This window comes from Vibrio sp. A2-1, from assembly GCF_021728355.1.
Lineage (GTDB): Bacteria > Pseudomonadota > Gammaproteobacteria > Enterobacterales > Vibrionaceae > Vibrio > Vibrio splendidus_K.
Window position 1 is genome coordinate 973,766 of record NZ_JAKKCO010000001.1, and the last position, 22,359, is coordinate 996,124.

Annotated in this window: 21 protein-coding genes; 8 read left to right on the top strand and 13 right to left on the bottom strand. The window is 43.1% G+C overall.

Going from position 1 to position 22,359, the window contains the following annotated elements:
- Positions 1-87: 87 nt before the first annotated feature.
- Positions 88-1,440 carry a molecular chaperone gene (gene yegD / locus L3V33_RS04105; protein ID WP_029405163.1) on the bottom strand — a complete coding sequence of 451 codons (1,353 nt, stop codon included), beginning with the start codon at positions 1,438-1,440 and terminating at the stop codon, positions 88-90.
- 159 nt (positions 1,441-1,599) lie between these two features.
- Here yegD and L3V33_RS04110 point away from each other — a divergent pair, with 159 nt between their 5' ends.
- Positions 1,600-1,908: a DUF1289 domain-containing protein gene (locus L3V33_RS04110; protein ID WP_017079638.1), complete on the top strand. Its 309-nt coding sequence runs from the start codon at positions 1,600-1,602 to the stop codon at positions 1,906-1,908.
- 120 nt (positions 1,909-2,028) lie between these two features.
- Here the strand turns inward: L3V33_RS04110 and L3V33_RS04115 are convergent, their stop codons facing one another.
- Entirely contained in the window at positions 2,029-2,379 is a 351-nt protein-coding gene (locus tag L3V33_RS04115) for a HopJ type III effector protein (protein ID WP_017082477.1), read from the bottom strand.
- 194 nt (positions 2,380-2,573) lie between these two features.
- On the opposite strand from L3V33_RS04115, the gene L3V33_RS04120 reads away from it, so the two are divergent.
- Positions 2,574-3,233, top strand: coding sequence for a PilZ domain-containing protein (locus L3V33_RS04120; RefSeq protein ID WP_054547115.1), 660 nt, complete (start codon positions 2,574-2,576; stop codon positions 3,231-3,233).
- Between the two features lie 37 nt (positions 3,234-3,270).
- Here the strand turns inward: L3V33_RS04120 and luxQ are convergent, their stop codons facing one another.
- The 5 genes from luxQ to L3V33_RS04145 all read right to left on the bottom strand — a co-directional run bounded on the left by luxQ (position 3,271) and on the right by L3V33_RS04145 (position 8,502).
- Complete coding sequence (gene luxQ, locus L3V33_RS04125) at positions 3,271-5,865, bottom strand: quorum-sensing autoinducer 2 sensor kinase/phosphatase LuxQ (RefSeq protein ID WP_237289255.1); 2,595 nt, start codon at positions 5,863-5,865, stop codon at positions 3,271-3,273.
- Entirely contained in the window at positions 5,865-6,959 is a 1,095-nt protein-coding gene (locus L3V33_RS04130; protein WP_237289263.1) for an autoinducer 2-binding periplasmic protein LuxP, read from the bottom strand. Before L3V33_RS04130 ends, luxQ begins: the two co-directional genes overlap by 1 nt.
- Before the next feature lie 307 nt (positions 6,960-7,266).
- Positions 7,267-7,581 carry a GIY-YIG nuclease family protein gene (locus L3V33_RS04135; protein WP_065205876.1) on the bottom strand — a complete coding sequence of 105 codons (315 nt, stop codon included), beginning with the start codon at positions 7,579-7,581 and terminating at the stop codon, positions 7,267-7,269.
- Positions 7,582-8,238, bottom strand: coding sequence for a YceH family protein (locus tag L3V33_RS04140; protein WP_054547119.1), 657 nt, complete (start codon positions 8,236-8,238; stop codon positions 7,582-7,584).
- Between the two features lie 63 nt (positions 8,239-8,301).
- Positions 8,302-8,502, bottom strand: a complete 201-nt coding sequence (locus tag L3V33_RS04145) for a hypothetical protein (protein ID WP_004730052.1) — start codon at positions 8,500-8,502, stop codon at positions 8,302-8,304.
- A 195-nt stretch (positions 8,503-8,697) separates the two neighbouring features.
- On the opposite strand from L3V33_RS04145, the gene L3V33_RS04150 reads away from it, so the two are divergent.
- From L3V33_RS04150 to L3V33_RS04160, 3 genes are all read left to right on the top strand, one after another.
- Complete coding sequence (locus tag L3V33_RS04150; RefSeq protein WP_004730049.1) at positions 8,698-9,012, top strand: DUF496 family protein; 315 nt, start codon at positions 8,698-8,700, stop codon at positions 9,010-9,012.
- Between the two features lie 151 nt (positions 9,013-9,163).
- On the top strand, positions 9,164-9,790 hold the full coding sequence (locus L3V33_RS04155) for a D-Ala-D-Ala carboxypeptidase family metallohydrolase (RefSeq protein ID WP_065205875.1): 627 nt from the start codon (positions 9,164-9,166) through the stop codon (positions 9,788-9,790).
- Between the two features lie 164 nt (positions 9,791-9,954).
- Complete coding sequence (locus L3V33_RS04160; protein ID WP_004730045.1) at positions 9,955-10,191, top strand: hypothetical protein; 237 nt, start codon at positions 9,955-9,957, stop codon at positions 10,189-10,191.
- Positions 10,192-10,223: 32 nt separating this feature from the next.
- Here the strand turns inward: L3V33_RS04160 and L3V33_RS04165 are convergent, their stop codons facing one another.
- On the bottom strand, positions 10,224-12,815 hold the full coding sequence (locus tag L3V33_RS04165) for an ATP-binding protein (RefSeq protein WP_237290164.1): 2,592 nt from the start codon (positions 12,813-12,815) through the stop codon (positions 10,224-10,226).
- A 995-nt stretch (positions 12,816-13,810) separates the two neighbouring features.
- On the opposite strand from L3V33_RS04165, the gene L3V33_RS04170 reads away from it, so the two are divergent.
- Positions 13,811-15,247, top strand: a complete 1,437-nt coding sequence (locus L3V33_RS04170) for a glyceraldehyde-3-phosphate dehydrogenase (protein ID WP_004730041.1) — start codon at positions 13,811-13,813, stop codon at positions 15,245-15,247.
- Between the two features lie 299 nt (positions 15,248-15,546).
- Here the strand turns inward: L3V33_RS04170 and L3V33_RS04175 are convergent, their stop codons facing one another.
- Both L3V33_RS04175 and hcp read right to left on the bottom strand, forming a co-directional pair.
- Positions 15,547-16,626 carry a hybrid-cluster NAD(P)-dependent oxidoreductase gene (locus tag L3V33_RS04175; protein ID WP_237289264.1) on the bottom strand — a complete coding sequence of 360 codons (1,080 nt, stop codon included), beginning with the start codon at positions 16,624-16,626 and terminating at the stop codon, positions 15,547-15,549.
- Between the two features lie 119 nt (positions 16,627-16,745).
- Complete coding sequence (hcp, locus tag L3V33_RS04180; RefSeq protein ID WP_237289266.1) at positions 16,746-18,407, bottom strand: hydroxylamine reductase; 1,662 nt, start codon at positions 18,405-18,407, stop codon at positions 16,746-16,748.
- Between the two features lie 274 nt (positions 18,408-18,681).
- Here hcp and L3V33_RS04185 point away from each other — a divergent pair, with 274 nt between their 5' ends.
- Positions 18,682-18,912, top strand: coding sequence for a hypothetical protein (locus L3V33_RS04185; RefSeq protein ID WP_237289267.1), 231 nt, complete (start codon positions 18,682-18,684; stop codon positions 18,910-18,912).
- A gap of 53 nt (positions 18,913-18,965) precedes the next feature.
- Complete coding sequence (locus L3V33_RS04190) at positions 18,966-20,129, top strand: alpha/beta fold hydrolase (RefSeq protein WP_237289269.1); 1,164 nt, start codon at positions 18,966-18,968, stop codon at positions 20,127-20,129.
- A 103-nt stretch (positions 20,130-20,232) separates the two neighbouring features.
- Here L3V33_RS04190 and L3V33_RS04195 read toward each other — a convergent pair whose 3' ends face one another.
- The 3 genes from L3V33_RS04195 to L3V33_RS04205 form a co-directional block, all read right to left on the bottom strand.
- Positions 20,233-20,847, bottom strand: a complete 615-nt coding sequence (locus tag L3V33_RS04195) for a LysE family translocator (protein WP_237289271.1) — start codon at positions 20,845-20,847, stop codon at positions 20,233-20,235.
- Between the two features lie 127 nt (positions 20,848-20,974).
- Positions 20,975-21,895, bottom strand: coding sequence for a LysR family transcriptional regulator (locus tag L3V33_RS04200; RefSeq protein ID WP_054547126.1), 921 nt, complete (start codon positions 21,893-21,895; stop codon positions 20,975-20,977).
- On the bottom strand, positions 21,889-22,350 hold the full coding sequence (locus L3V33_RS04205; RefSeq protein ID WP_237289273.1) for an Lrp/AsnC family transcriptional regulator: 462 nt from the start codon (positions 22,348-22,350) through the stop codon (positions 21,889-21,891). The genes L3V33_RS04200 and L3V33_RS04205 overlap by 7 nt, the downstream gene beginning before the upstream one ends.
- Between the last annotated feature and the right edge of the window lie 9 nt (positions 22,351-22,359).

Consider the following 22,359-nt stretch of genomic DNA (forward strand, 5'->3'; position numbering starts at 1 on the left):
TACCTTAGCGAAAATTCATTAAAGCCAAACACAAAAAAAGGGCAACCAATCAGCGACTGGTTACCCTAATAACTCATCATTGGACTCTTATTTGAAGCAAACCTCAGCCCAACGAGCTAAACCTGAAGTTACTGAACCGAAGTAATTACCACTCACGATAGGTACGTTCGGCACTGCTTGTTGTACGGCTTCACGAAGTATAGGTGAACGAGCTGAACCACCCGTCATGTAAATTACGTCTGGCTTTTTCTGGCCTTGTTGCATGGCTTCTTTAACCAACTCAATCATCTTAGACTTTGGCGATTCAATAGCTTCAACCATCTGCTCAACGGAAATGTCCACTTCGACTAATTCAGAAGCAACATTAATCGCGGCTCGATATTGAGAAGATTCTGCTAGTGCAATCTTGGCTTCTTCCGCTCTGCGTACAATGCTATAGCCTAGAGTGTCATGATAAACCCTCATCAAACGCTCTAGCTTTTGAGGGTCTGACGCTTCTTTACGAAGTAACTTCAAGGCCGCTAGGTTTTCGCGAGAATAGAAGTTCTTTTGAGCTTCGACATTATTGATCGCAATTGGATTCCAGAATTGAGTCAGTGGCATATCGATACCCGAAATGCCTTTGCTGCCCATACCGAAAGGTGACATCAGTTGTTTGAAGGCAAGGTAGATATCAAGGTCATTACCCCCTACCCTTTGCCCGCTGTGAGCCAACAAACTCTGGGTTCGGTCCGCTTTACCCGACCAAGTTGGCCCCATTTCTAGCAATGAGCAATCGGTGGTACCACCGCCAATATCCACAACCAATACCGTTTGGTTTTCAGTCAGGGTACTTTCGTAATCAAGGCCTGCGGCTACTGGTTCAAATTGAAAAGCGATATCAAGGAAGCCTGCACGCTTAGCTGCGCGTGAGAGTATGTCTTCAGCTTGTCGGTTTGCTTCTTCACCACCTCGACCGTGGAAGTTAATTGGTCGACCGATAACAGCTTGTTTAATCTGCTCTTGAGTCGTGAGTTCTGCTTGGTGTTTAATATTTGCCATCATGGCGCACACTAAATCTTCAAAGAAACTCACCTGAACATCATGCAACCCGCTTGCGCCAAGAAAAGACTTGGGGGATTTTACGTAATAAACATCGCGAGGGTCTTCTAAGTAAAGATCCAACGCCGCCTGACCAAACGCCATATCTTCTGGCACCAAATCGATACTCTCTTCTCGATTCAAAGCAATAGCACGTCGTAACACTTGCTCACCAACCGCATCACTCGGTTTGATATTCAAATGGCGAAATAGATGCTCAGAAACGCTTTCTCGAGTTGGAGCAAACACGGTTGAGGGAATATAGTGGTTGTTACCTTCTAACGGTAACAGGCTTGGTTTTCCATCAACCATTGCCGCGACAGAACAGTTCGCTGTTCCATAATCAAATCCAATAAACATAATATCCCCCACTCAACAAAAGGGGCGAGATGCTACATGAAAAGCCTAAAAATTACGAGGTCATTTCTAAATTTAACTGAGTAATTTCTTAGCCTAACGGCTCTTAATAGGCAAACAAATATGCTACATTTCAGCCCAAATGAATCACAGGTTAGATAAATGAAAACACCTTGCCGAGCGGCTTGTAAAAATAATGGCGGAATGTGCAGTGGCTGCTTTCGAACAATGGATGAAATTATAGGCTGGAAAGGCTTATCTGAAGAAGAGCAAACGTCGGTTATGGATAATCTTACTGGTGTTAGTTCGACTCACCAATGTCCGCAGTGTAATGAGCCAGCTCAATGCGATATCAGTGCGGGTAAAGAGACGTGTTGGTGTTTTGAACTAGAAAAACGTGATACTAGCGATATTCCAAAAGCTGGAGTATGTCTGTGCCGTAAATGCTTGTCTGAACTGCCTATTCAGTAGTTTTCGAACCTGTTAAGTAGTTTAGAACCTATTCCGCAAGTTACGTACCGGTTCAACATAGACAAAAAAGCGAGAGGTTATTTTCTCGCTTCAAAATACTGAGATTTATTTGGTTAGTGCCTACTTCGTTTTTGCAACCAGCGCAGGCTGAGAAAACTGTATACCGTTCCAACCATGAACCATGAAGTTACGAATATTTTGATGGTCTGTGTTCTCTGGAAAACCTAGCACGTCGTTACGATAAAATTGACCAAAACAAGCAAGTGTTTGCTCCGCAGATAAACCTTGCTCCAAACCAAAAGCAAAAATCTTACACGAACCATTATTCTGCCCTGCAGTATTCACCACTTCACCATTGCGAAATTCACTCTCCGCAAAAACATAGTGAGCTTCGATCACTTGCATTGTATCTTCAAATTGCACGCTTTCTGGGGTTTCAGCCAGAGTATTTAATAAGGTTTCCAGTTCCATTTACAATTTCTCCATCAAGTATATATCTGTCAGCAGTGTATCTTGTTTTACGACAAGAGTAAGCCGTTGTTTACTTGGGACAGCGATTCACTTTTTGAACAAACAATGCAAATTACCTCAATGAAACTAATGACATAGTTTTATCAGGACGTTATATTATTTTATCAGACGATTAACATTGTTCAGTAACGAATATGCATAAAGATAAAAACTTAGAACTGTTTAGATACCTCAAACCCGGTACAAAAACAGCAGGTGTATTAGAATTTGGCCCAGACGACTCGATCCAGATCACTACACTCTATATCGGACACAAAGAAGAACAATACCTTATCCTTGAGCTGTCACAAAAAGCGACAGAAGCACTGACGCTAAGAAAACTCATCAACGTGGATATTATTGTTCGTGCCATCACCGACACCGAACTTGGGCACATTGTCGCGTTTAAAACCAACGTACTGGCTCATATCACCTCGCCTGCACACCTTATTTTCCTTCGTCCGCCTTCAAGCTTTGCGACCAAGCCTATCCGTGAACACGAAAGATATAAGGTACGACTCAGCTGTGAAGTTACTTTTGATACTTTGTCATTAGATGCCACCCTGGTCGATTTTTCAGTCTCAGGCTGCGGCGTCTATATTACCCAGCAATCCGATATCGATGTCGGTTGGAAGATACAAGTAAACTCTGTCTTAAGTGAGTACTTAGATAGCGAACTAATCTACAACGTAGTGAGCAAAAAAAGACAAGGCCAAGGTTGGCTATTAGGCATTCAGTTCCCTGAACACCTAGATATGAGTGACGAGTTAAAAACGCTGCTGTTGGAGCAAGCCTTTGTTGCCGGCTTTGTATAAAAGCGTGTTCAAGTAAAGTTTATTCACAGCACTTGTTCTATCGCACTTTCAAAGGTTTAGAACAGTCGTTCGTTACATCCCAATGTGAGTTTTTAAAATGAACAAATGCTTGGTGTAGCGACTCTTCTTTAATGGGTTTTACAATCACGTAATTAGCCCCAGCAGCCATAAAGCTGTCTCTTGTCGACGCTTGAGCATCAGCGGTACACGCATAAATCGGGGCTGTAACGCCAATATCATCCCTAAGTTGCTGAGTAGTTTCAACGCCACCAAGGTTGGGAAGTTGGTTATCCATCAAAATAAGATCATAGGTTGTCGCCTTAGCCCTTTCTAGCGCTTCTAAACCGTCTTTTGCCCATGTCACCACCATGCCATATTTTTTGCAGAAAGCCTGCGCAATAAAGGCATTGGTGTGATTGTCTTCCACCAGCAATACGCTCAAAGATCGACTAAACAACGCCTCTGGTTCGATATCAGCTTGTTGCTTCACGCCCAATAGCGGCTTAGAGTGCACTTCCACTGGAATTTCTATAATGAACTCCGAACCTTGATTTATCTCACTGCGGACTTGAATGTCCCCTTCCAGCATATCGACCAGATTTTTTACAATCGTTAAGCCCAACCCTGTCCCACCATATTCACGAGTTGTAGTTTCTTCTGCTTGAACAAAGGGTTCAAACACAGCGTCAATCTTGCTTTCATCAATACCAATACCGGTATCTTTCACTCGAACGATCAAACTCGCATGGTCTGAGTTAAAGATACTTTCGAGTTCAAAACTAACGGAAATACCGCCTTGGTGAGTAAACTTAAGAGCGTTACTCACCAAGTTAAACATGATTTGATTCAGGCGCACTTGGTCGGTGTTTATTTCAATGTCATCAGCCAAATGATTCACAATAGTAAATGCGATCGATTTATCGCCACAAAGCGGACGATAGATACTGTCTAATGTATTAACCAGTGCACCCAAACGGAAGTCTTTCTTTTGAATATTGAACTGCCCCTGCTCTATCTTTGAGAAGTCCAAGATATCGTTAAGTACCGCCAGCAAATGTTCCGCACTATTGCAAAGTACATCCACCTGTTCACGGTTATCTTCACTGTGTATAGAGCGCTTCAGCAACTGAGAAACACCAAGAATACCATTAAGCGGTGTACGGATTTCATGGCTCATCTTAGCTAGAAAATCTGCACGTACATTCGCAAGGTGCTCAGCTTCTTCTCTTGCTCGATCGGCCTGCCTCTCGGCTTCAATGAGCTTAGTAATGTCTTGGCCTTGTACCACGACACCTGTGATGCCGTGTTCAACGCGAATTGCAGACATGTTCCAACGAAATACCTTCCCACCAATTGGCACGTTAATGCCCGTCAGCTTTGAACCTTGAACCACCATATGGATATTCGGTAGCATGCGATGCTCAAACTCTTGAGCCACTGCTCCGTAGTTATCATCGGCGTCAAATAGCGCCATACGAGCAGCGGGGTTCATCTGAATTAAGTCACCTTTATCAGACCAAACCAAGATAGGTGAATGAGCAAAGTTAAAGAGATCTTGGAACTTTTGGTTCTGTTCGGATAAACGTTCAAAAGTGTCCTCAAGTGTACAACCAATATGATGAAACTCGAAAATATTGGAGCCATCGAACTTGTTGTACTCTTCGCCGTCACTTGCTGAGCGAGTAAAGTCCATCAACTTATCGAGTTCAGCCGCCACCTTTCTTTGAATCCAAGTTCGCGCAAAGAAAGACATCAATATGATCACCACAATCACAACAATGATCGCACGCTCATAGTTCTCTTCTAACGCAATGAAGTTCGTGTTCTTTTGGACAGCTCGAATGATGAGAGGCGTTTCAACAGCATTGATTTTAATAGTTGCGATGGTGACGAAATGGCGAGGCAATTGCTCGTACATTTTGTAGTTGAGAATATCCGTTATTGTGTAACTTTCATCGCCACTGAATGTTGACGTAACCGGTGTACCGTGCGCTTCAATAACGATGTTCTCGCAATTGCTTCCCTGTTGGATCGATTCTGCGAGCGAGAAGTTATTATCGAGTACGATCGCGATATAGAGCTGGCCAAGAACCTCCCCTGTTTTGTTATCCACAATAGGGGTTCGGCGAGCCAACAAATGACGCTTACCAATATCGGTTATCACTTTAATGAAATGCCAGTTACTACTAAATGAAACCTCATCAGAGATATGTTTTAAGTTGGACTCGTCCAATCCATAAAACTGGCCATTACCATCGTCCCAAGCCAAACCATCATGAGTAGACACAAAACGCAAATCCGGTGCATGATCAGGTTCACTTTGGTCAACACCAAAAAAGAAGTAACTCAAAGCCTCTTTATTGCCAGTAGCAAAATACGCTCTTAGTGTTTCACTGTGTGAGCTACTGTCTTGATGAATTTGTAGCACCGACAAACGATAATCAAACATATTTTGGATGAGGCTTGAGGTTTGTTTAACCGTTCGATTCGTCTCTTGCTTTACGATGGTACTACTGGTCTCATAAGTATGAATAAGCACGCCAAGTGCCATCACACCTATCACTAAAATAATGATACGCGTAATGAGTCTAGCTAAAGTGTTTCTAGGTGTACTGGCGTAACTTTTCTTCATTATTGGCCTGAGTACCTAAATGCTCGCTGCTTAAGTTCTGAAATACGTTCTGGAGAATCTTCCTTGGTCACTACTTCAAATTCGCCAGAGTAAACGGTAGGAACTTTCAATCCGGCTAGATCCCACTTTATTGCCTCTGCCATAGCGATACCGGTATCATCATTCATGCGCATAACAGTGACATCTAGGTCGCCCCTTGCAATGGCTTCAAGTTCAGCGGATCCGCCTCCCCAGCCATTAACTAAGATATCTCGACCAGATTCACGAATGGCTTCTACTGCGCCCAAAGCGACATCGGTTGAACACGCATAGATAAAGTCTAGATCCTTATCGTTCGCTATGCCGATTTTAGCCGCTTGATAACCACTTTCTTTATCAGATCTTGTGTAGAACGAAGACTTAAGATCAAAATGAGTACCGGTATTCACTTCATGGATAAAGGTATCTCCACGCGCATCACTGATGTAACCTTGCGAATAGTATAAAACAGAATACTTACTGGCTGGTTGGCTAACTTCTTTAAAATAATTTGCAAGTTTCAAACTACCGGTCGCATGATCAAAGCCCACGTACATGAATGGCTGTCTATCGGCCCACGCTCGGACTGGGGTCGTAATATTTTGAAGAATCAGTTTAGTGTCAGTAGAATTCAACACGTGCTCAATAAACTTGCGATGACGCGTCGTATCTAACGTAAAAATCAGATAGTCCGTCTTGTTTTCAATCGCCTCTTGCAAAGAAATGCTCTGTTGAGAGACATCTGCATTTACACGTGTAAACACTTGGTTAATTTGATAGCGAATTCTCAGCTTATCGAGACGTTTCTCAAAAGCTTGGATATTACGAACCCAATAATCAGAGATCTGTTGACCCGGATACACGACTGAAATCGTAATAGGCCTGTCTTGAACTCGTCTCAATGGCACAGGATGATTTTGCACAGCTTCGACCATTTTATCGGTCAGTGCTTTTTGTTCTGGAAAGTTGGAAAGATAATCTTGGTATTCCCAGTACCCATTGAGGACATGAGTTCCGTGAGAGAGAGCGGACGCAGAAAATACGGCAAGTCCAAACAACATCAATAAACGTTTCATATTTTTCTCGTTCTATATGAGCTACTTTGGCTCATTTTTTAACCTAGCATGACACCATCTCTTTGTATGGCTAAAAGATATTATGTAGGACAACGGTGATAAATGATAGCGCCTCATAATAATTAGAACGACATTCTAAATGAGCGATATGTTAATTTGGAATGGAGATTAGTAATAACAAGCTAGATGATGAAATAAGGCTCTCAAGACGAAAGTGAATTAATACATATAATCAATAACTTAAAATAATCCAGCGTAAGGTTTACATTATTAAGATTTAATCAATAACAAACATTTTGGCTATGAATTATGAGACTTCGATATATTGAATTCTGCCTTGTTGCCACTCAATAATCAGTTTAAGTGATACCAGTTTTTCTTTGCGAGATTTTGGTAGTTGTTTGATCGCGTATTCGGTTTTCAACGCCTCACTTTTTGACCCAACACCAAAACTCCAAACTAGCTTAAGCGGGCCTTTACCTTTTAAAGCTTTGGCGCCTTTACCGGTTTGATGTTGTTCAAATCGACGTTCTAAATTATTCGTCACGCCACAATAAAGGGCATTGTGACGATTGCGGATTAAGTACACGACCCAATCCGCATTTTTATCAGACTCAGACATCTAAAGCAGTGATTCAACCAAAGCCTTAAGCTCTGCCACTTCTTCACGTAGGCTTGCGACTTCTGATTCAAGTTCTTCAAACTTTTCGCTTGTCGCAGAAGGTGCCGCCGCACTTACCGATGCCGTCGCAAACGCTTCAACATCTACTTCACCACTCAATAAGTGCTGGTAGCGTGATTCGCGTTTACCCGCTTCACGTGGTAACTTCACGACTAAAGCGCCCGCTTCTCTTACGGCTAATTTATCGAGTGTCGCTTCAACCTCTTTCACATCACTAAAATTAGCAAGACGACCAGTACGAGTGCGCAGTTCGCCAGGAGTTTGCGCCCCACGAAGCAGCATACAGCAGATGATTGCGCGCTCTTGCTCTGTAAATTGCAAATCCCCAAATTCAGTATTACAGAAACGATGCTGATACTTATTAACACGGCTATTGAAGCTGCTCTCATCACTCACCATGCGGCGAGCTATCAAACCATCAACCGCATCTAAAACGTCCGACTCAGACAGAGAGAGAACTGGCTCACGGTTACTCTTTTGGTTACATGCAGTCGTTAAGCTGTTTAACGTTAACGGGTAATGATCCGGGGTAGTGACTTCTTTCTCGATCAAGCAACCGATAATTCTCGCTTCAATTGGGGAAAGTACTGTGTTCATCGTTTTTCCTTTTTATTATTTTGATAATTCCATCTCAACATTTAACAATGCAGCCAGTAATGGCTAATGCTCAGACAAAATCGGTACTCGTTTCTTTCTGCCTTGTTCATCAATCATTATGATCTTAGAACGATTTAGCTCTATTTCCACGACTTCCAAATAAGTACGTTCTTGTACATACGCATCACGAAGCTTGTTTTGCTCTGCCGAAGGTTCAGTGACATCGTCGCCCAAATCTTCTGTTTCCAGTTGTTGTTGATTCATTTCACATTTCGTATCAATGCAGTGTCTATACTGGATACTAACTTGAACAGTTAGATAAAAACAATCGCACTTTAGCGAGAGTGCCGAATAATTATACAACCTTACTTTTGCTTTGATCTAAAGACTGTTACAACACTAACTGATGTGCTTTAATCAGAACCAGACAACGTATTTGACGATTAGGAAAAGGAATCTATGAGCAGCGTATTTGAAATTGTTAACCAAGCACGACGTAAGAACAAACTTAAGCGTGAACTTTTAGACAACGAAAAGAAAGTTCGCGACAACCGCAAGCGTGTCGACCTTCTTGATAACCTACTTGATTACATCAAGCCAGAGATGACTCACGACGAGATCTTAGGCATTATCAAAAACATGAAAGCTGACTACGAAGACCGCGTTGATGATCACATCATCAAGAGTGCAGAGATCTCTAAAGCTCGTCGCGACATCAGCCGACGCATTCGTGAACTAACAGAAGAAGACAAGCAAACTCAAGGTAAGAAGTAATCTAACCTCGCGAATTTACTTGCAACAATGTTAGTAACCCACTCTTAGTAGTGGGTTTTTTTATGCCCAAATTCTAACGTCTATACTTAAGCGAACGTAAAACTGAGCAACTGTAAAACTAACTAGGTGAACGTAAGCAACGGAGTGACCTATGTACGCAAGTATTCTAATTACCTTAGCGTTATCAACGACACAACCTTACCCTGAAAAATTTGAGAAACTTTATACCGAAGAAACCGAAATCACTTATGACGATCTCGTGGTCGATGTTCATGGCTACAAGGTTCCGACCCGATCAGCATTTCGAGGTTGGATGCTCCTTAACCACGCTCAAGATCAAGTCAAAGCGATCGGTCAACAACTCAAAGACAACGGCATCACTCAGAGCATGCCTCTACATTTAGTCTTGTTGCAAGGCACGGATTGGGCAATGAGTAATACGACCCTGTTCACCCTTCCCAATAAGAAACATGTGCCAAACATGATCAATACCCTTAAGTACATACAACAATATATTGAGCCTGAAATTGGCGTTGTTATCCCTGTATCCGGAGAGCGAACCAATATCTACAATCAACAAGCTGGCGGCGCACTGCGAAGTAAACACTTGGAATTCTGCGCCTTAGACTTAGTTCCTGCGAATGATATTACTCGCGAAGATCTACACGTGAAACTTAAAAAGATTCATGCTGAATTTGGGCAAAAAAATAACGTTGGGCTGGGTTTGTATTCTGGTGTTCGATTCCACATCGATACTTGCGGGTTCAGACAGTGGTAATCACCCAATGGAGTCATAAAGACCCGATGATCATCAAGGTCATTATGACTCAAATAATTAGCAGGACACCTTAACTAATTGATTTAATTATTAAAATAAAACTGGAACGCTAATTGCTATTGATAACGAGTATCATAATTATTAATAGCAATTAGGAATTCAATATGAAGACGATGACTCAACGCTTTCAAACGCTACTTTCTGTTTCAAACTTCAGTCTAGCAACCACCGCCTTGCTTATGCTACTCAGTATTATTGTTGCTTATCCGATGGCCGATCACTTCTCACTGCCAATTCAAATTGTCGCACACATCAGCACGATCTTAGTGGCTGCATTACTAAAGATTAGTTATGTCGGTCGATGCCTTGCGCAATACAACCTTGGGTTAGAAGTTCGCTAAATCGTACAGTGCTAGCCTTGATAATGAGCTAGTTAGACAATATCAAGGCTACTGAAAAGGTCATACAGTTGGTGGGATTTATAAGGTTTCGGCAAGTAGGCATTCATGCCCGCTTCAAAGCAATCTTTGATGTCTTCTTCCAGCACACTAGCGGTTAAAGCAATGATGGGTAATGGCGCAGCTTGCTGATCAATCTCCCACTGTCGAATCGCACGAGTCGCCGTTATACCATCCATAACAGGCATCATGCAGTCCATTAAGATGGCATCAAACTGAGCGCCTTGAGTAATGACATCCACCGCTTCTTGGCCATTACTGGCAATCAAATATTCATAGCCCGCTTGCTCAAGGAAGAAGCTCGCTATCTTCTGATTCATTAGGTTGTCTTCAACAATCAGAATACGTCGGTTCAGAGAACGAACCTCTTCATCTTTTACTTCCACCGTCGGCGCTTGTTCTTCACCGATATCGAGCGATTGTAAGCTGTTTAAGAATCGTCGACCCAAGAATGGCAATGTATGAGTTGAGTGAACCGTTTCTGTGATTAGATTGGTTTTAAAGAGATGATGCTGACACACGATAACGCGAGCCAAAGGGTATAACGCCTTCAACGTCGCAAGATCTTTATCCATGGAGTGATGCAGCGTATGACAATAAAGTATGAAGTCACTTTCTTTCAGGTTTTCATCAAGATCCGAAATGGATGACACAACATTAGGTCGAACATTTAAGCGTTCACACTCTTTGACCAGTTGATCGAGGTAATTGAAAGAATTCGAAATAATAGTCGCACGGTTTAGGTTGTCGAAGGTTTGAAGATGAGTTTCGACAGTGTCGACATACAAACAAAAAGTGAACGTTGAGCCCTCTCCTTTCACTGAACGTGCGGTAATGTAACCACCCATTAAATCAACAAGCTGTCGACAAATCGCAAGCCCTAACCCTGTCCCACCGAATTGGCGAGTAATACTGCCATCTTCTTGAGTGAAAGGTTCAAATATGGACTCTAACTTCTCAGGCTCAATCCCAATCCCGGTATCAGACACACTGCATTCAAGCTTGCCTCTACCCAAAGACATAGGTGTGTATGCAATGTCCGTCGTAATCGTGCCCTTTGACGTAAATTTGATGGCATTAGACAGTAAATTGGTCAGTACTTGTCTCACACGGTACTCATCGAAAAACAGCTGCGATGGAGTTTGGGAATCGATATTGATGTCGAGTTCGATATCCTTACTTATCGCTTTGGATAAAATCACACTTACTGAGTCGTAAACCGCCTCTCTCAGATCAGCATTATGTGGCGATAGCATTAAGTTGCCCGACTCGATTTTGGAAAGGTCAAGAATGTCATTAAGCAGAACCAGTAATGAGTGAGAAGACGATTCGATATCTCCTAACACTTCTTGTTGATTTGCGCTCAGTTGGCTTTGAGATAAGATCTCAGCCATCCCAATAATCCCGTTGAGTGGTGTACGTATCTCATGGGACATATTGGCTAAAAATGCGCTCTTCGCCTTGTTAGCCGAAATTGCATCTTCCTTTGCTTCTACTAACTCTTTGTTATGTTGATAGTTGCGCTCCATCACTCGATTCAGAGTTTCCGTGAACTCGGCAAGTTCATCGTTGCCTTGAATATGAATGACCTTGGGCTTGCCGTAGCTATCCGCGCATTCAGACACCCCTTTCAAAATAATCGATAGGTTTCGATTTAAGCGAAGAGATGTCGCTACACCAAGCCATAACAACACACCTGACACGACAAGAATAAGCAATGTCATAACCAAGGTTTGCCTTTTTTGCAGCGCTATATTTTTGGTCAGATCAAACTGTAATTGCTTCGTGTAAGCACCCACTGCCTTTGAAATCGCTAACTTCTTTCGTTCTAAACCTTCCACATGTTCATATATTTCAGGCGACGAGAAGTCACCTTTGAGGATTCGAGCTGTAAAACGGTTTTGAAATTCATCTTTAGAAAACGTACTTAATAGCTTTCTAATTTCAGGCGAACGGCTCCCTGATCGGAAAAACGTATCTAATAACTGCTGCTGCCTTTCTAAAGCACCAACATAACTCAATAAATATTGATCTATCAGCTCTGGAGAACGATACAAGCGGTAGCTCAACCACGCTTCTCGCTGAGTCCAGAACACGTAGTGAGTAAGATTGATAAACATCGCGTCAGCTTGACTGATCTTTTCGTCCACGATGATAATGCGATATTCAGATAGCTCCATTAACACACCTTTTAGCAAGTCAAAGGCATGTTCTGTCAGTTGCGTGTTGTTGTCCGTAATTTGTGATGCGTCGTTGTTCATACTGGAGGTTACGCGAGCGAGTTTCGCTAACACACTCTTAAGCTCAACCAACTGCGGTTCAACAGTCCAATTGCTATCGAACTGTCGAAGCTGTTTTTCGTTCTGAGCCAGTCTAGCTAAATCAGCTTGCAGCTTTAACAGCAGCAGCTCTTTCTCTGGAGAGTCATTAGACAGAACCAACCATCGATAAGCATCGCTTGAAACGGTATTAAAAGATTGAAGCGCTTCAACCTTAATACGAGTTGTTTCAAGGTGATTCATCTTCTTATCGTTCTTGAGCACTTCATTGACTGTAAAACCAAACATGATGAATACAGAAACCGTGGAAAGAAATATAAGACGCCATCTAATTGACATGTTTATCATTTTTATAACGACTCCCTTCCCGAAAGTAATTTTACCTAGCCCAAGTTAAGAATAGGACATTAACAGGACTTATTGATCAAATTGGATATGAACAAACGATACTCTGAGCCCAGAACGGTAAATTATGATCAACTTACCTCCATGTTTAGGCTTTAAAGGGGGGCTTTAACTAAACAGATAGACTCAAAACAAATATGCTTTAAGCAGTTGTGCTGTAAACAAGTGTGCTTTAAACACGCGAGCTCTAAACACAAGATGTTTAAACAGGAGGAGTATAGATGAGAGAGCTGTTTACAAACGAGGTATGAACAAGTGAAGTTTAACGAAGCAAGCTTTATCCAGTTATTATCACTCGCATAATAAGCAAACGGCCACGCTTCTCGGCTCCACAAGGTTGGGAGTAATGACTCTATAAACCAACAAACACCGAAGTTAAGTGAAATTTGTGAGATCCAATCGTTTGCGTCATGCACTTTTCGCACTCGAATTCGGCGTATTCAAAGATCGAAGAAGAAAACGCATTGATCACCTTATTTGTAGTTTACTGTTTACGTGTAATTTGATATCACGATCACACCTTTAATGATCACTATGACTTTTATTACATATAATATTTTGATTTGAGTATTTTTTGGCGAAAAATAAGTGCTACAGATTGTTAAAGTCAATAGCCTTTATCGACACTTAAAACTTGATTTATGGCTAATATAAAGCCAACTTACAGATAATTTGTCTGCATTTATTTTTCCTAGCAGAATAACCCGTCGTACCTTACAATCCTGCCACATAAAAATTACAAGTTGCACACAGGGCATATCAAGCACATTTAAGTGGCAATAAAGACCACAGCCTGATGCCTCAAATCCCCTATGCTGATTGGCTTCCCTACAACCGCCATGAATGCAGAAACTTAACGTGAAAGGTCCCGAGTAAAGATGAGTCCCGAAAAGCACCTCCTAGACTGGCAAACTAGTCAAACTATTGCTGAATCCATCGCTCCAACTTTAGGTCAGTTATACCGTCAAAAAGGCGTAGAAGTTATCCTCTTCGGTAAGACCCTGGTTAACGCGACAACTATCGACATCATCAAAGCTCACCGTATCGCAAAACGTTACACTGGTTCTCCTCTTACAGCAGAACAGACTCAACCAATCATTCAACACCTTCTCTCTATGGACTTGTCTCCATGTCGTATTGATGTTGGTCGCCTTGCCCATGCATTCTGGCAAGATCGCGAAGATACTCACGGGTTGGATGATTTTCTACAAACTGCACTTGTAGAATCGCTTCAAGGCGATGCAATGACAGAACCTCGTGACGTTGTATTGTACGGTTTTGGTCGTATTGGCCGACTGCTAACTCGTCTATTGATCGAGAAAAGTGGCCCAGGTTACCCACTTCGTTTACGTGCAATCGTTGTACGTGGTGGCAAAGACGGCGACCTAGAAAAACGTGCTAGCCTACTTCGTCGTGACTCTGTTCACGGCCAGTTCAACGGCAGCATCGTAGTTGACCAAGAACGTAAAGCAATCATCGTAAACGGCAACTTCATTCAAGTTATCTACGCAAACAAGCCAGAAGAAGTGGATTACACGACTTACGGTATTGAAAATGCACTTGTGGTTGATAACACAGGCGTATGGCGTGACGCGGAAGGCCTAAGCCAACACGTTGCATGTAACGGTGCAAAGAAAGTACTACTGACTGCGCCAGGCAAAGGCGACATCAAGAACGTAGTATTTGGTGTGAACGAGAATGTCATTCAACCAGAAGACACGATCATCTCTGCTGCAAGCTGTACGACAAACGCAATCACGCCAGTATTGAAAGCGGTTCACGACAAATTCGGCGTACTGTCTGGTCACATTGAAACGGTTCACTCATTTACCAATGACCAAAACCTAATCGATAACTTCCACTCAGGCGATCGTCGTGGTCGTGCTGCATCATTGAACATGGTACTGACATCGACTGGTGCTGCTAAAGCGGTATCAAAAGCGATGCCAGAAATGGAAGGCAAGCTAACAGGTAATGCGATTCGCGTACCTACGCCAAACGTTTCGATGGCAGTAGCAAACCTAAACCTTGAGAAAGGCACAAACAAAGAAGAATTGAACGAGTACCTGCGTGAAATGGCGCTGTCTTCTTCTCTGTCTGCACAAATTGATTACACAGACTCGACTGAGATTGTATCTACGGACTTGGTTGGCTCTCGCCACCCAGGCGTGGTTGACGGTGTTGCGACTATCGCACAAGACAACCGTGCTGTTCTGTATATTTGGTACGACAACGAGTTTGGCTACAGCTGTCAGGTTGTTCACTGTATGGAACAGATGATGGGTGTTCGTTACAAGACATATCCTGAAGTATAAATTGTTTAGAAACTGTCAATTGTTTAGAGCCTGTAAATTGCTTAGATTCTATTACTTCCTTAGATTCTATAAACAGTTTTAGTTAACCAGCTCCACAACATAATAATTATATCTGCGAGGTCTGTAATGGGCTTTGCAACCCTTCTTGTTTTACTCCCCCGTATAAACAGGAAGGTTGCCACTTAGATCTGCTCTCTCTATCTGATCTAAGTGGCCTTTTTACATCTGGCAAGCTAACTTTTATCGCTATGACAAGAACTTTATCCTCGTCACTCTTGGAAAGCTTCACTTCACATCTGTTACAACTCAACCTCAACATCTGACTGAATCGCACTTGAACACGCAAGTACATAACCTTGCTCAATCTGTTCTGGCGTCAAAGTCTCTTGGCTGCTTGATTCCACTGAACCTTTGGTTACTTTACACTTGCAAGAACCACAAATCCCACTGCGACAAGCGATGATAATTGGAACGCCTGCTTTCTCTAATGAATCAGCGAGTGGTGTACCCGCCTCCGCTTCTACTTCTGCGCCAAATGCAGGAACAAACACCTTAACGGCACTATTTGAATCTGCTGACGCTTCTGTTTGTGGTTCTTCTGAAGCAGTATTGCTATTGGCTAGTGAATTATTACTTTGAGTCGCTGGAGTAAAACTTTCTTGGTAGAAGTTATCCATGTTGAACTCAAGTTCTTTCAGGTAGTTTTCTATGTCTTGCATAAAGTTAACCGGCCCACACAAGTAAACGGTTCTGTCTAAAATGTCTGGGCTGAGTGTTACCAACCAGCTCTTGTCTAGACGACCTTGGGGAGCAGTTGTTCCTTCACTGTCTTTCAGAAGTAACTTAAGGTTAAAATTAGCGTGTGTCTCATCGAGTTGGTTAAGCTCTTCAAAGTAGATGGTCTCGCGTCGATTACGTGCCATGTGAACAAAATCGATTTCAATATCACTGCCTTGAGCCAACCAATACTTTGCCATCGCCATCACAGGAGTGATACCGCAACCCGCACTCACTAACGTTACTTTTTTTGTCGTCGTTGGCATGCAATCAATACAGTTAAACGCACCAGCAGGCTTCAATACAGAAACCTCATCACCTTCATCAAGTTCATCAACAATAAAGTTCGAAACCAAGCCACCTTCCACACGCTTTACCGTCAGTTTCAGGCGGTTATCTTCAGGACAAGACGCTACAGAATAGGCACGGTAATCGGTTTTCGTCGGCATATCCAAACCCAGAGTAATAAATTGCCCTGGCTTAAAGTTGAAATGTAAGTCTTGTGGAACGCTGCCAAGCTCAAAGCTGACCGTATCTGGCGTCTCGTGCCATTTCTTTAAACACACTAAATTGATTGAATCGCTATCCGACCATGCATACATAGTTCGTGTACCTTGCTAATGACTAGATGATTAAATGACTAAAGATTTAAATCGAAAAAGCCCCGCCGTTGTCTGTTTTAGAAAAACGTCACAACAACGAGGCTTAGAGTTGGCTTAAATTAAGCCGCTAAGATTGTTTTAAGATCTTGCTCTGGCGTTGAGATAGAACGCATATCGAACTCGTCTTGCATAATCTTTAATAGGTTTTCTGTTAGGAAGGCAGGTGCTGTTGGGCCCGTGTAAATACCTTTCACACCAAGAGCGAACAGGGTAAGCAGGATCACGATCGCTTTTTGCTCGAACCAAGATAGAACTAGCGTTAACGGAAGTTCGTTGATACCACAATCAAACTCTTGAGACAGTGCGATAGCAAGCTGAATCGCTGAGTAAGCATCGTTGCATTGGCCAACATCTAACAGACGTGGGATACCGTTAATGTCACCAAATTGGTTCTTGTTGAAACGGAATTTACCACATGCCAATGTCAGGATTACTGAATCTTCTGGCGCTTGAGCTGTGAAGTCTGTGTAGTAGCTACGCTCAGACTTGTCACCGTCACAACCACCGACTAGGAAGAAGTGCTTGATGTTGCCTTCTTTCACTTGCTCAATAACCGCAGGTGCCGCTTCCATCAGTGCGTTACGACCAAAACCGACAGTGATCATCTGCTCGATCTCGTCGTGTTTGAAACCTTCTTGCGCAAGAGCACAGTCGATTACTGCGCTGAAATCGTCGCCTTCAAGGTGATCAACACCCGGCCAGCCTACAATGCTACGTGTAAATAGACGGTCTGCGTATGAACCTACATCAGGGTTAAGCAGACAGTTAGATGTCATTACGATGGCACCAGGGAAGTTAGCGAATTCTTTTTGCTGGTTCTGCCAAGCGCTGCCGTAGTTACCCGCAAGGTGTGGGTACTTGTTCAGTTCAGGGTAACCGTGTGCAGGTAGCATCTCACCATTGGTGTAAACGTTGATGCCCTTGCCTTCAGTTTGTTGAAGGATCTTTTCTAGATCATGTAAGTCGTGACCAGAAACAAGAATACAGTGGCCTTTCTTAGTCTTAACATTCACGGTTGTTGGTTGAGGGTGACCAAATGTATCTGTCTCACCTTTATCCAGCATTTCCATTACTTTGTAGTTCATCAAGCCAATTTGCATAGACGTATCTAGCAGTTGTTTTAGGTCAGATGGATCAGTACCTAAGAAAGCCATGATTTCGTGGTATTCAGCAAAAATAGCATTGTCAGTTTGACCAAGAACACGCGCGTGCTCCATGTAGGCTGCAGCACCTTTTAGACCGTATAGGCAAAGAAGGCGAAGACCAATCACATCTTCGTGTTGAGAGTCGTGACCACGGTTTACCGCAGCTTGAGGGGCAAGTGCCAATAGCTCTGAAGAATCTGTTGGTAGATCGAATTGCGCAGCAGCAGAAAGCTCTGGAATTTCAAAACCAATCAATGTTGCTGCTGCGCGCACTTTTTGCTCTAAACGCTGCTTGAATTCATGAGACTGTTGAGCGAATTCGATAATACGAGCAGGGTCGAAGTTAACGTTAGTCAGTGTTGCGAAGAACGCTTTTGGCGCCCACTCATCAACTTCTGTATCAATAACATCGCAAGTGCGACCTAGGCTTGCCCAAAAAGAAACACCTTGAAGAGAATGCACCAACACGTCTTGAAGGTCGGATACTTCCGAGGTTTTTCCACACATGCCTTGTGCGAAAGAACAGCCTTTTACGGTTGGGGTTTGAATCGTTTGTTCACATTGAATACAGAACATAAAGGGGCTCCAGTAATTTTTTATTAGCTGTAAGTGCTTTGCTTACAGTGACTTATTCCAAACCCTATAGAGCATCAACCGTGCCAACTTTTAACTCATTGATTTTATTGGCCTTGCCTTTATTCCCTTGTTTTAGTGCGTGATTATGACTACATATAGACTCTCAATCCACACACACCTGTGTCATAGTGACTCTCTAGAATTATTTGGTGGTGTTCATGTTTCGTTCAGAATAGAAGCGATAAAGTAACAACATAGAAAAAGAGGAATGAATATGAAAAATATATTAGTTACGATTGTTGCGTTGTTTACTGGCCTATTGGCGCTATTCACTAGCTTGATCCTTGCTATTCCTTTAGCTATTGCAGCTTTAATCACTGGCAAGCGCATTCAGAATCAAATGAAAAAACAAGGCTTCGCAGCGAATATGAACACGCGTCAGTCATCAACCAATGATGCCGGTGTTATTGAAGGCGAATACGAAGACCTTTCAAGCAGAAAGTAATCTAAACTTTAGTTTCAAACATAGTGAAAGCACAACAGAGACAACATTAAAAAATGCATAGAAATACCATTCTAACGCTGCTCGCCTTAACGACTTTAAGTCTCGTTGGTTGTTCCAATGAGACATCTATACCCGCTTACGAAACATCTCCAAGCTTGCCGGCCTATCAGCAAGATAGCTTTGATGCCTACGTCAATGAGACCCAAGATTGGCTGCTGAAAAACCGCGTGTTCATGACAAAAGACAAGCAGCTTGAGATTCAACTGAACTCCCCGACTGAATACAAACCTACCAAACCTAACGGCAAGGCAGTGTTATTGGTCCATGGATTAGGCGATTCACCCTATTCGTTTAAAGACATCGCTACCCATTTGGCTGAGCAAGGTTACTTAGTGAGAACCGTATTGCTTCCGGGTCACGGCAGTCGTGTGGGTGACCTAATGCAACCGAGCTTAAAAGATTGGCAAGGTGTGGTAGCTCACCATACTAAGTTGCTTGAGCAAGAGTATGATTCTGTGTGGCTTGGTGGCTACTCAACAGGTGCAAATCTCGTCACGTCACAGGCGATGAACGATCCAAAGATCTCCGGGTTGCTGCTGTTTTCTCCTGCGTTTCAACCAAGCTCGTCTGCCGTTCAATACGCTGGGCTAGCAAGCTACTTCGTCACTTGGGCGGATCAAGATCCTGAAGACAATGTATTGCGTTACAACTCATTGCCAATGAACGGTGCCTCGGTTTACTACGAGACATCAGAGGTCGTTCGTGATGACTTACAAGATAAGCACTTCGATAAACCGGTGTTTATTATGATGAGTGAAGGCGACAGCGTGATTGACACCAGTTTCGTTCAACAAGCGTTTACTGAATCCATGCCCAACCCAAACAATGTGTTGATTTGGCAAGGAGAGACGACACTCGATGATCCGCGAGCGGTTCAGTACAGCATGAAGCTCCCGGAGCAACGCATCTCGAACGGTTCTCACATGGGTTTACTGTTCTCGCCAAGCAATCCGTATTACGGAATCAATGGTAGCGAGAAGATCTGCTCCAATGGTCAAGAGGAAGGTTTTGAAGAACAGTGCAACGCGACAAGTGAAGTTTGGTACTCAGCATGGGGGTATCGTGAAGAAGGGAAGAACCATGCTCGTTTGACCTATAACCCTTACTTTGCTGACTCAATGAAAGAATTAGATACGGTTCTAAACTCAGCAGGCTAACTTCTTTTAGCTGTTAACTGTTAGCGTTTAGATAAGTAGAAACAAAAACGGCTCACAAGATAATCTCTTGTGAGCCGTTTTAGATCTTAAGGTCTAGTGATGACTAAATCATCCACACCACACGCACAGCAAGTAGAATCAACACCACGCCAGATAGTCGATCAATCAACTGAGCTTTCGAGCGAATACGTTCAACAATCAAAGGGCTAGACAACACCAAGGTGATAAATGTGTACCATAAACCGTCTACAAGTAGCGGTGTTGATACGATAATCACTTGATTAGTCAGCTCATTACCTAGTGCAACAAATTGGCTAAACAGAGCGATGAAGAACAGTGCGATCTTTGGGCTCAAAATAGAGATCAAGAAAGCCTCGCGAGCAGACTGCATGTAACTCATCTGCTCACCCGCTTCCAATTTCGCGGCAACACCACCTTTCGAACGCAACGCATTCACGCCGAGATAAAACAGATACGCTGCACCCGCGAAACTAATGGCTTTGAACAACATGGGGGATTGCTCAAGTACAACGGCTAAACCAACAATGGTTGCGAACGCATAAATACCGATGCCTACGGCGTGAGACCAAGCCGCGATAAGCCCGTTCATGCGGCCACCAGCCAGACTGTGTTTTGCAATCATAGCCAAGCTTGGGCCAGGAGACATTGCACCCAACAAGCAAATCGCTAATAAAGAAAACCAAATTGTTACTGTCATTATTCCATTCCTAGTAAAACAAAGCGTCCTAGCTGAACCCTCTTTGCTTAATATTCAATACTTAGCACTTACCATAATTCGCAGAAGGTATTATTTGAAATCAAAGATTATCATTACACCTATGATTTCAAGTCATACTGATGTTATAACTCGACTTCTGCATAGCTTGGAATGCCTTTTCTCTCGCCCATTTGTGGGCAGAATCGTTGTCATACTTGGGGTGCCACATTAACCAATAAGTGTGCATTTCCGTATCAAATGGCAAAGAAAAATAGGCAGTATCGAGGTGCCGACCTAGGTTATAGGCGATATGTTCAGGCACGATCATCAGATAGTCGTCTTGCATTAATACAGTTCCAGCGGATGAAAAGAACGGAACCTGCAGAGCCACTCTTCGTTTAAGTCCTTTTTTCTTCAATGCTATGTCCGCGTAGCTGTCTTTATCTCCGCCACCCGTCACTTTGATGTGAGAATAGTTGACGATATCTTCTGCACTCAAAGCCGCTTGTTGAGCCAATGGGTGCGACTTGCGCATCAAACACACCGATTTATCTTCACCGAGCTTAATGCTTGATACATGTTCTGGCTTTGTGGGAAACATACTGGAAGCCAAATGAATACCCGACTCGTTCAGAGCTTCAAGGTAGTTTGGCTGCCACAAGCGGAAAGCCAAATTAATGTTCGGGGCGTCGGCGGACACCTCTGCAACAATAACAGGAAGAATATACTGAGCCACATAGTCACTCGAAGACAATACCAGTTCACCCTGCCAGTCTTGCGGTTCAAAAGGTTTATCGTCTAAAAGGTGGTCAAACTCTCCAAGCAAGTCATCGAGTTTGCCTTTGAGCAACAAAGCACGGTTAGTCGGAACCAGTTTGTTGCCATCACGAACCAGCAAAGGATCGCCACATAGATCTCTAAGCTGAGCCAACTGACGGCTAACCGCCGACTGCGTGATGTGCAAACGCTGAGCTGTTCGACTGACATGACACTCTTCAAGAAGCACATGCAGAGAACGCAGTAGGTTTAAGTTGATATTGCCTAGCATGAATGCACCTTCGCATTCTGTTTGTTAAAAAACTCCGTCAAAACCGTATGAGTCATGAGGTGTCGAAGTTCTGGATAGCTTTGCAGGCGGTCGCGGATTTGATTCAAACGTTCCATGCTTTCAACTTCAACATAAAGCATCATGTCTGTCTCACCGCTAATAGAGTGGCACCATTGCACCTCATCAATACTCTGGATACGTTTCGCGTAAGACTCACAACTATGGTCGCTGCTCGACATGTCGAACTTCAACAAGATGTAAGCGCACACATTCTTAGTTTGGTTGGGCTCTGCCACTTGAGCACAATAACCCGTAATCACTTTGTCGCTTTCCAGTTTCTTGATTCTGGCATTCACCGCCGAACGCGAAAGACTGACATCTCGGGCGATATCGCTCACTGAGCATCGTGCATTGGTTTTGAGAATATCCAAAATTTGGCGATCAAATTTATCCATGCTTCTGAT

Coding starts and splice junctions, on each gene's coding strand:
- L3V33_RS04205 (WP_237289273.1), bottom strand. CDS start 22,350: ATGGATAAATTTGATCGCCAAATTTTGGATATTCTCAAAACCAATGCA.
- yegD (WP_029405163.1), bottom strand. CDS start 1,440: ATGTTTATTGGATTTGATTATGGAACAGCGAACTGTTCTGTCGCGGCA.
- L3V33_RS04200 (WP_054547126.1), bottom strand. CDS start 21,895: ATGCTAGGCAATATCAACTTAAACCTACTGCGTTCTCTGCATGTGCTT.
- L3V33_RS04150 (WP_004730049.1), top strand. CDS start 8,698: ATGAGCAGCGTATTTGAAATTGTTAACCAAGCACGACGTAAGAACAAA.
- L3V33_RS04135 (WP_065205876.1), bottom strand. CDS start 7,581: ATGTCTGAGTCTGATAAAAATGCGGATTGGGTCGTGTACTTAATCCGC.
- L3V33_RS04160 (WP_004730045.1), top strand. CDS start 9,955: ATGAAGACGATGACTCAACGCTTTCAAACGCTACTTTCTGTTTCAAAC.
- L3V33_RS04110 (WP_017079638.1), top strand. CDS start 1,600: ATGAAAACACCTTGCCGAGCGGCTTGTAAAAATAATGGCGGAATGTGC.
- L3V33_RS04155 (WP_065205875.1), top strand. CDS start 9,164: ATGTACGCAAGTATTCTAATTACCTTAGCGTTATCAACGACACAACCT.
- L3V33_RS04165 (WP_237290164.1), bottom strand. CDS start 12,815: ATGTTTGGTTTTACAGTCAATGAAGTGCTCAAGAACGATAAGAAGATG.
- L3V33_RS04195 (WP_237289271.1), bottom strand. CDS start 20,847: ATGACAGTAACAATTTGGTTTTCTTTATTAGCGATTTGCTTGTTGGGT.
- L3V33_RS04140 (WP_054547119.1), bottom strand. CDS start 8,238: ATGAACACAGTACTTTCCCCAATTGAAGCGAGAATTATCGGTTGCTTG.
- L3V33_RS04185 (WP_237289267.1), top strand. CDS start 18,682: ATGAAAAATATATTAGTTACGATTGTTGCGTTGTTTACTGGCCTATTG.
- L3V33_RS04120 (WP_054547115.1), top strand. CDS start 2,574: ATGCATAAAGATAAAAACTTAGAACTGTTTAGATACCTCAAACCCGGT.
- luxQ (WP_237289255.1), bottom strand. CDS start 5,865: ATGAAGAAAAGTTACGCCAGTACACCTAGAAACACTTTAGCTAGACTC.
- L3V33_RS04145 (WP_004730052.1), bottom strand. CDS start 8,502: ATGAATCAACAACAACTGGAAACAGAAGATTTGGGCGACGATGTCACT.
- L3V33_RS04190 (WP_237289269.1), top strand. CDS start 18,966: ATGCATAGAAATACCATTCTAACGCTGCTCGCCTTAACGACTTTAAGT.
- hcp (WP_237289266.1), bottom strand. CDS start 18,407: ATGTTCTGTATTCAATGTGAACAAACGATTCAAACCCCAACCGTAAAA.
- L3V33_RS04130 (WP_237289263.1), bottom strand. CDS start 6,959: ATGAAACGTTTATTGATGTTGTTTGGACTTGCCGTATTTTCTGCGTCC.
- L3V33_RS04115 (WP_017082477.1), bottom strand. CDS start 2,379: ATGGAACTGGAAACCTTATTAAATACTCTGGCTGAAACCCCAGAAAGC.
- L3V33_RS04170 (WP_004730041.1), top strand. CDS start 13,811: ATGAGTCCCGAAAAGCACCTCCTAGACTGGCAAACTAGTCAAACTATT.
- L3V33_RS04175 (WP_237289264.1), bottom strand. CDS start 16,626: ATGTATGCATGGTCGGATAGCGATTCAATCAATTTAGTGTGTTTAAAG.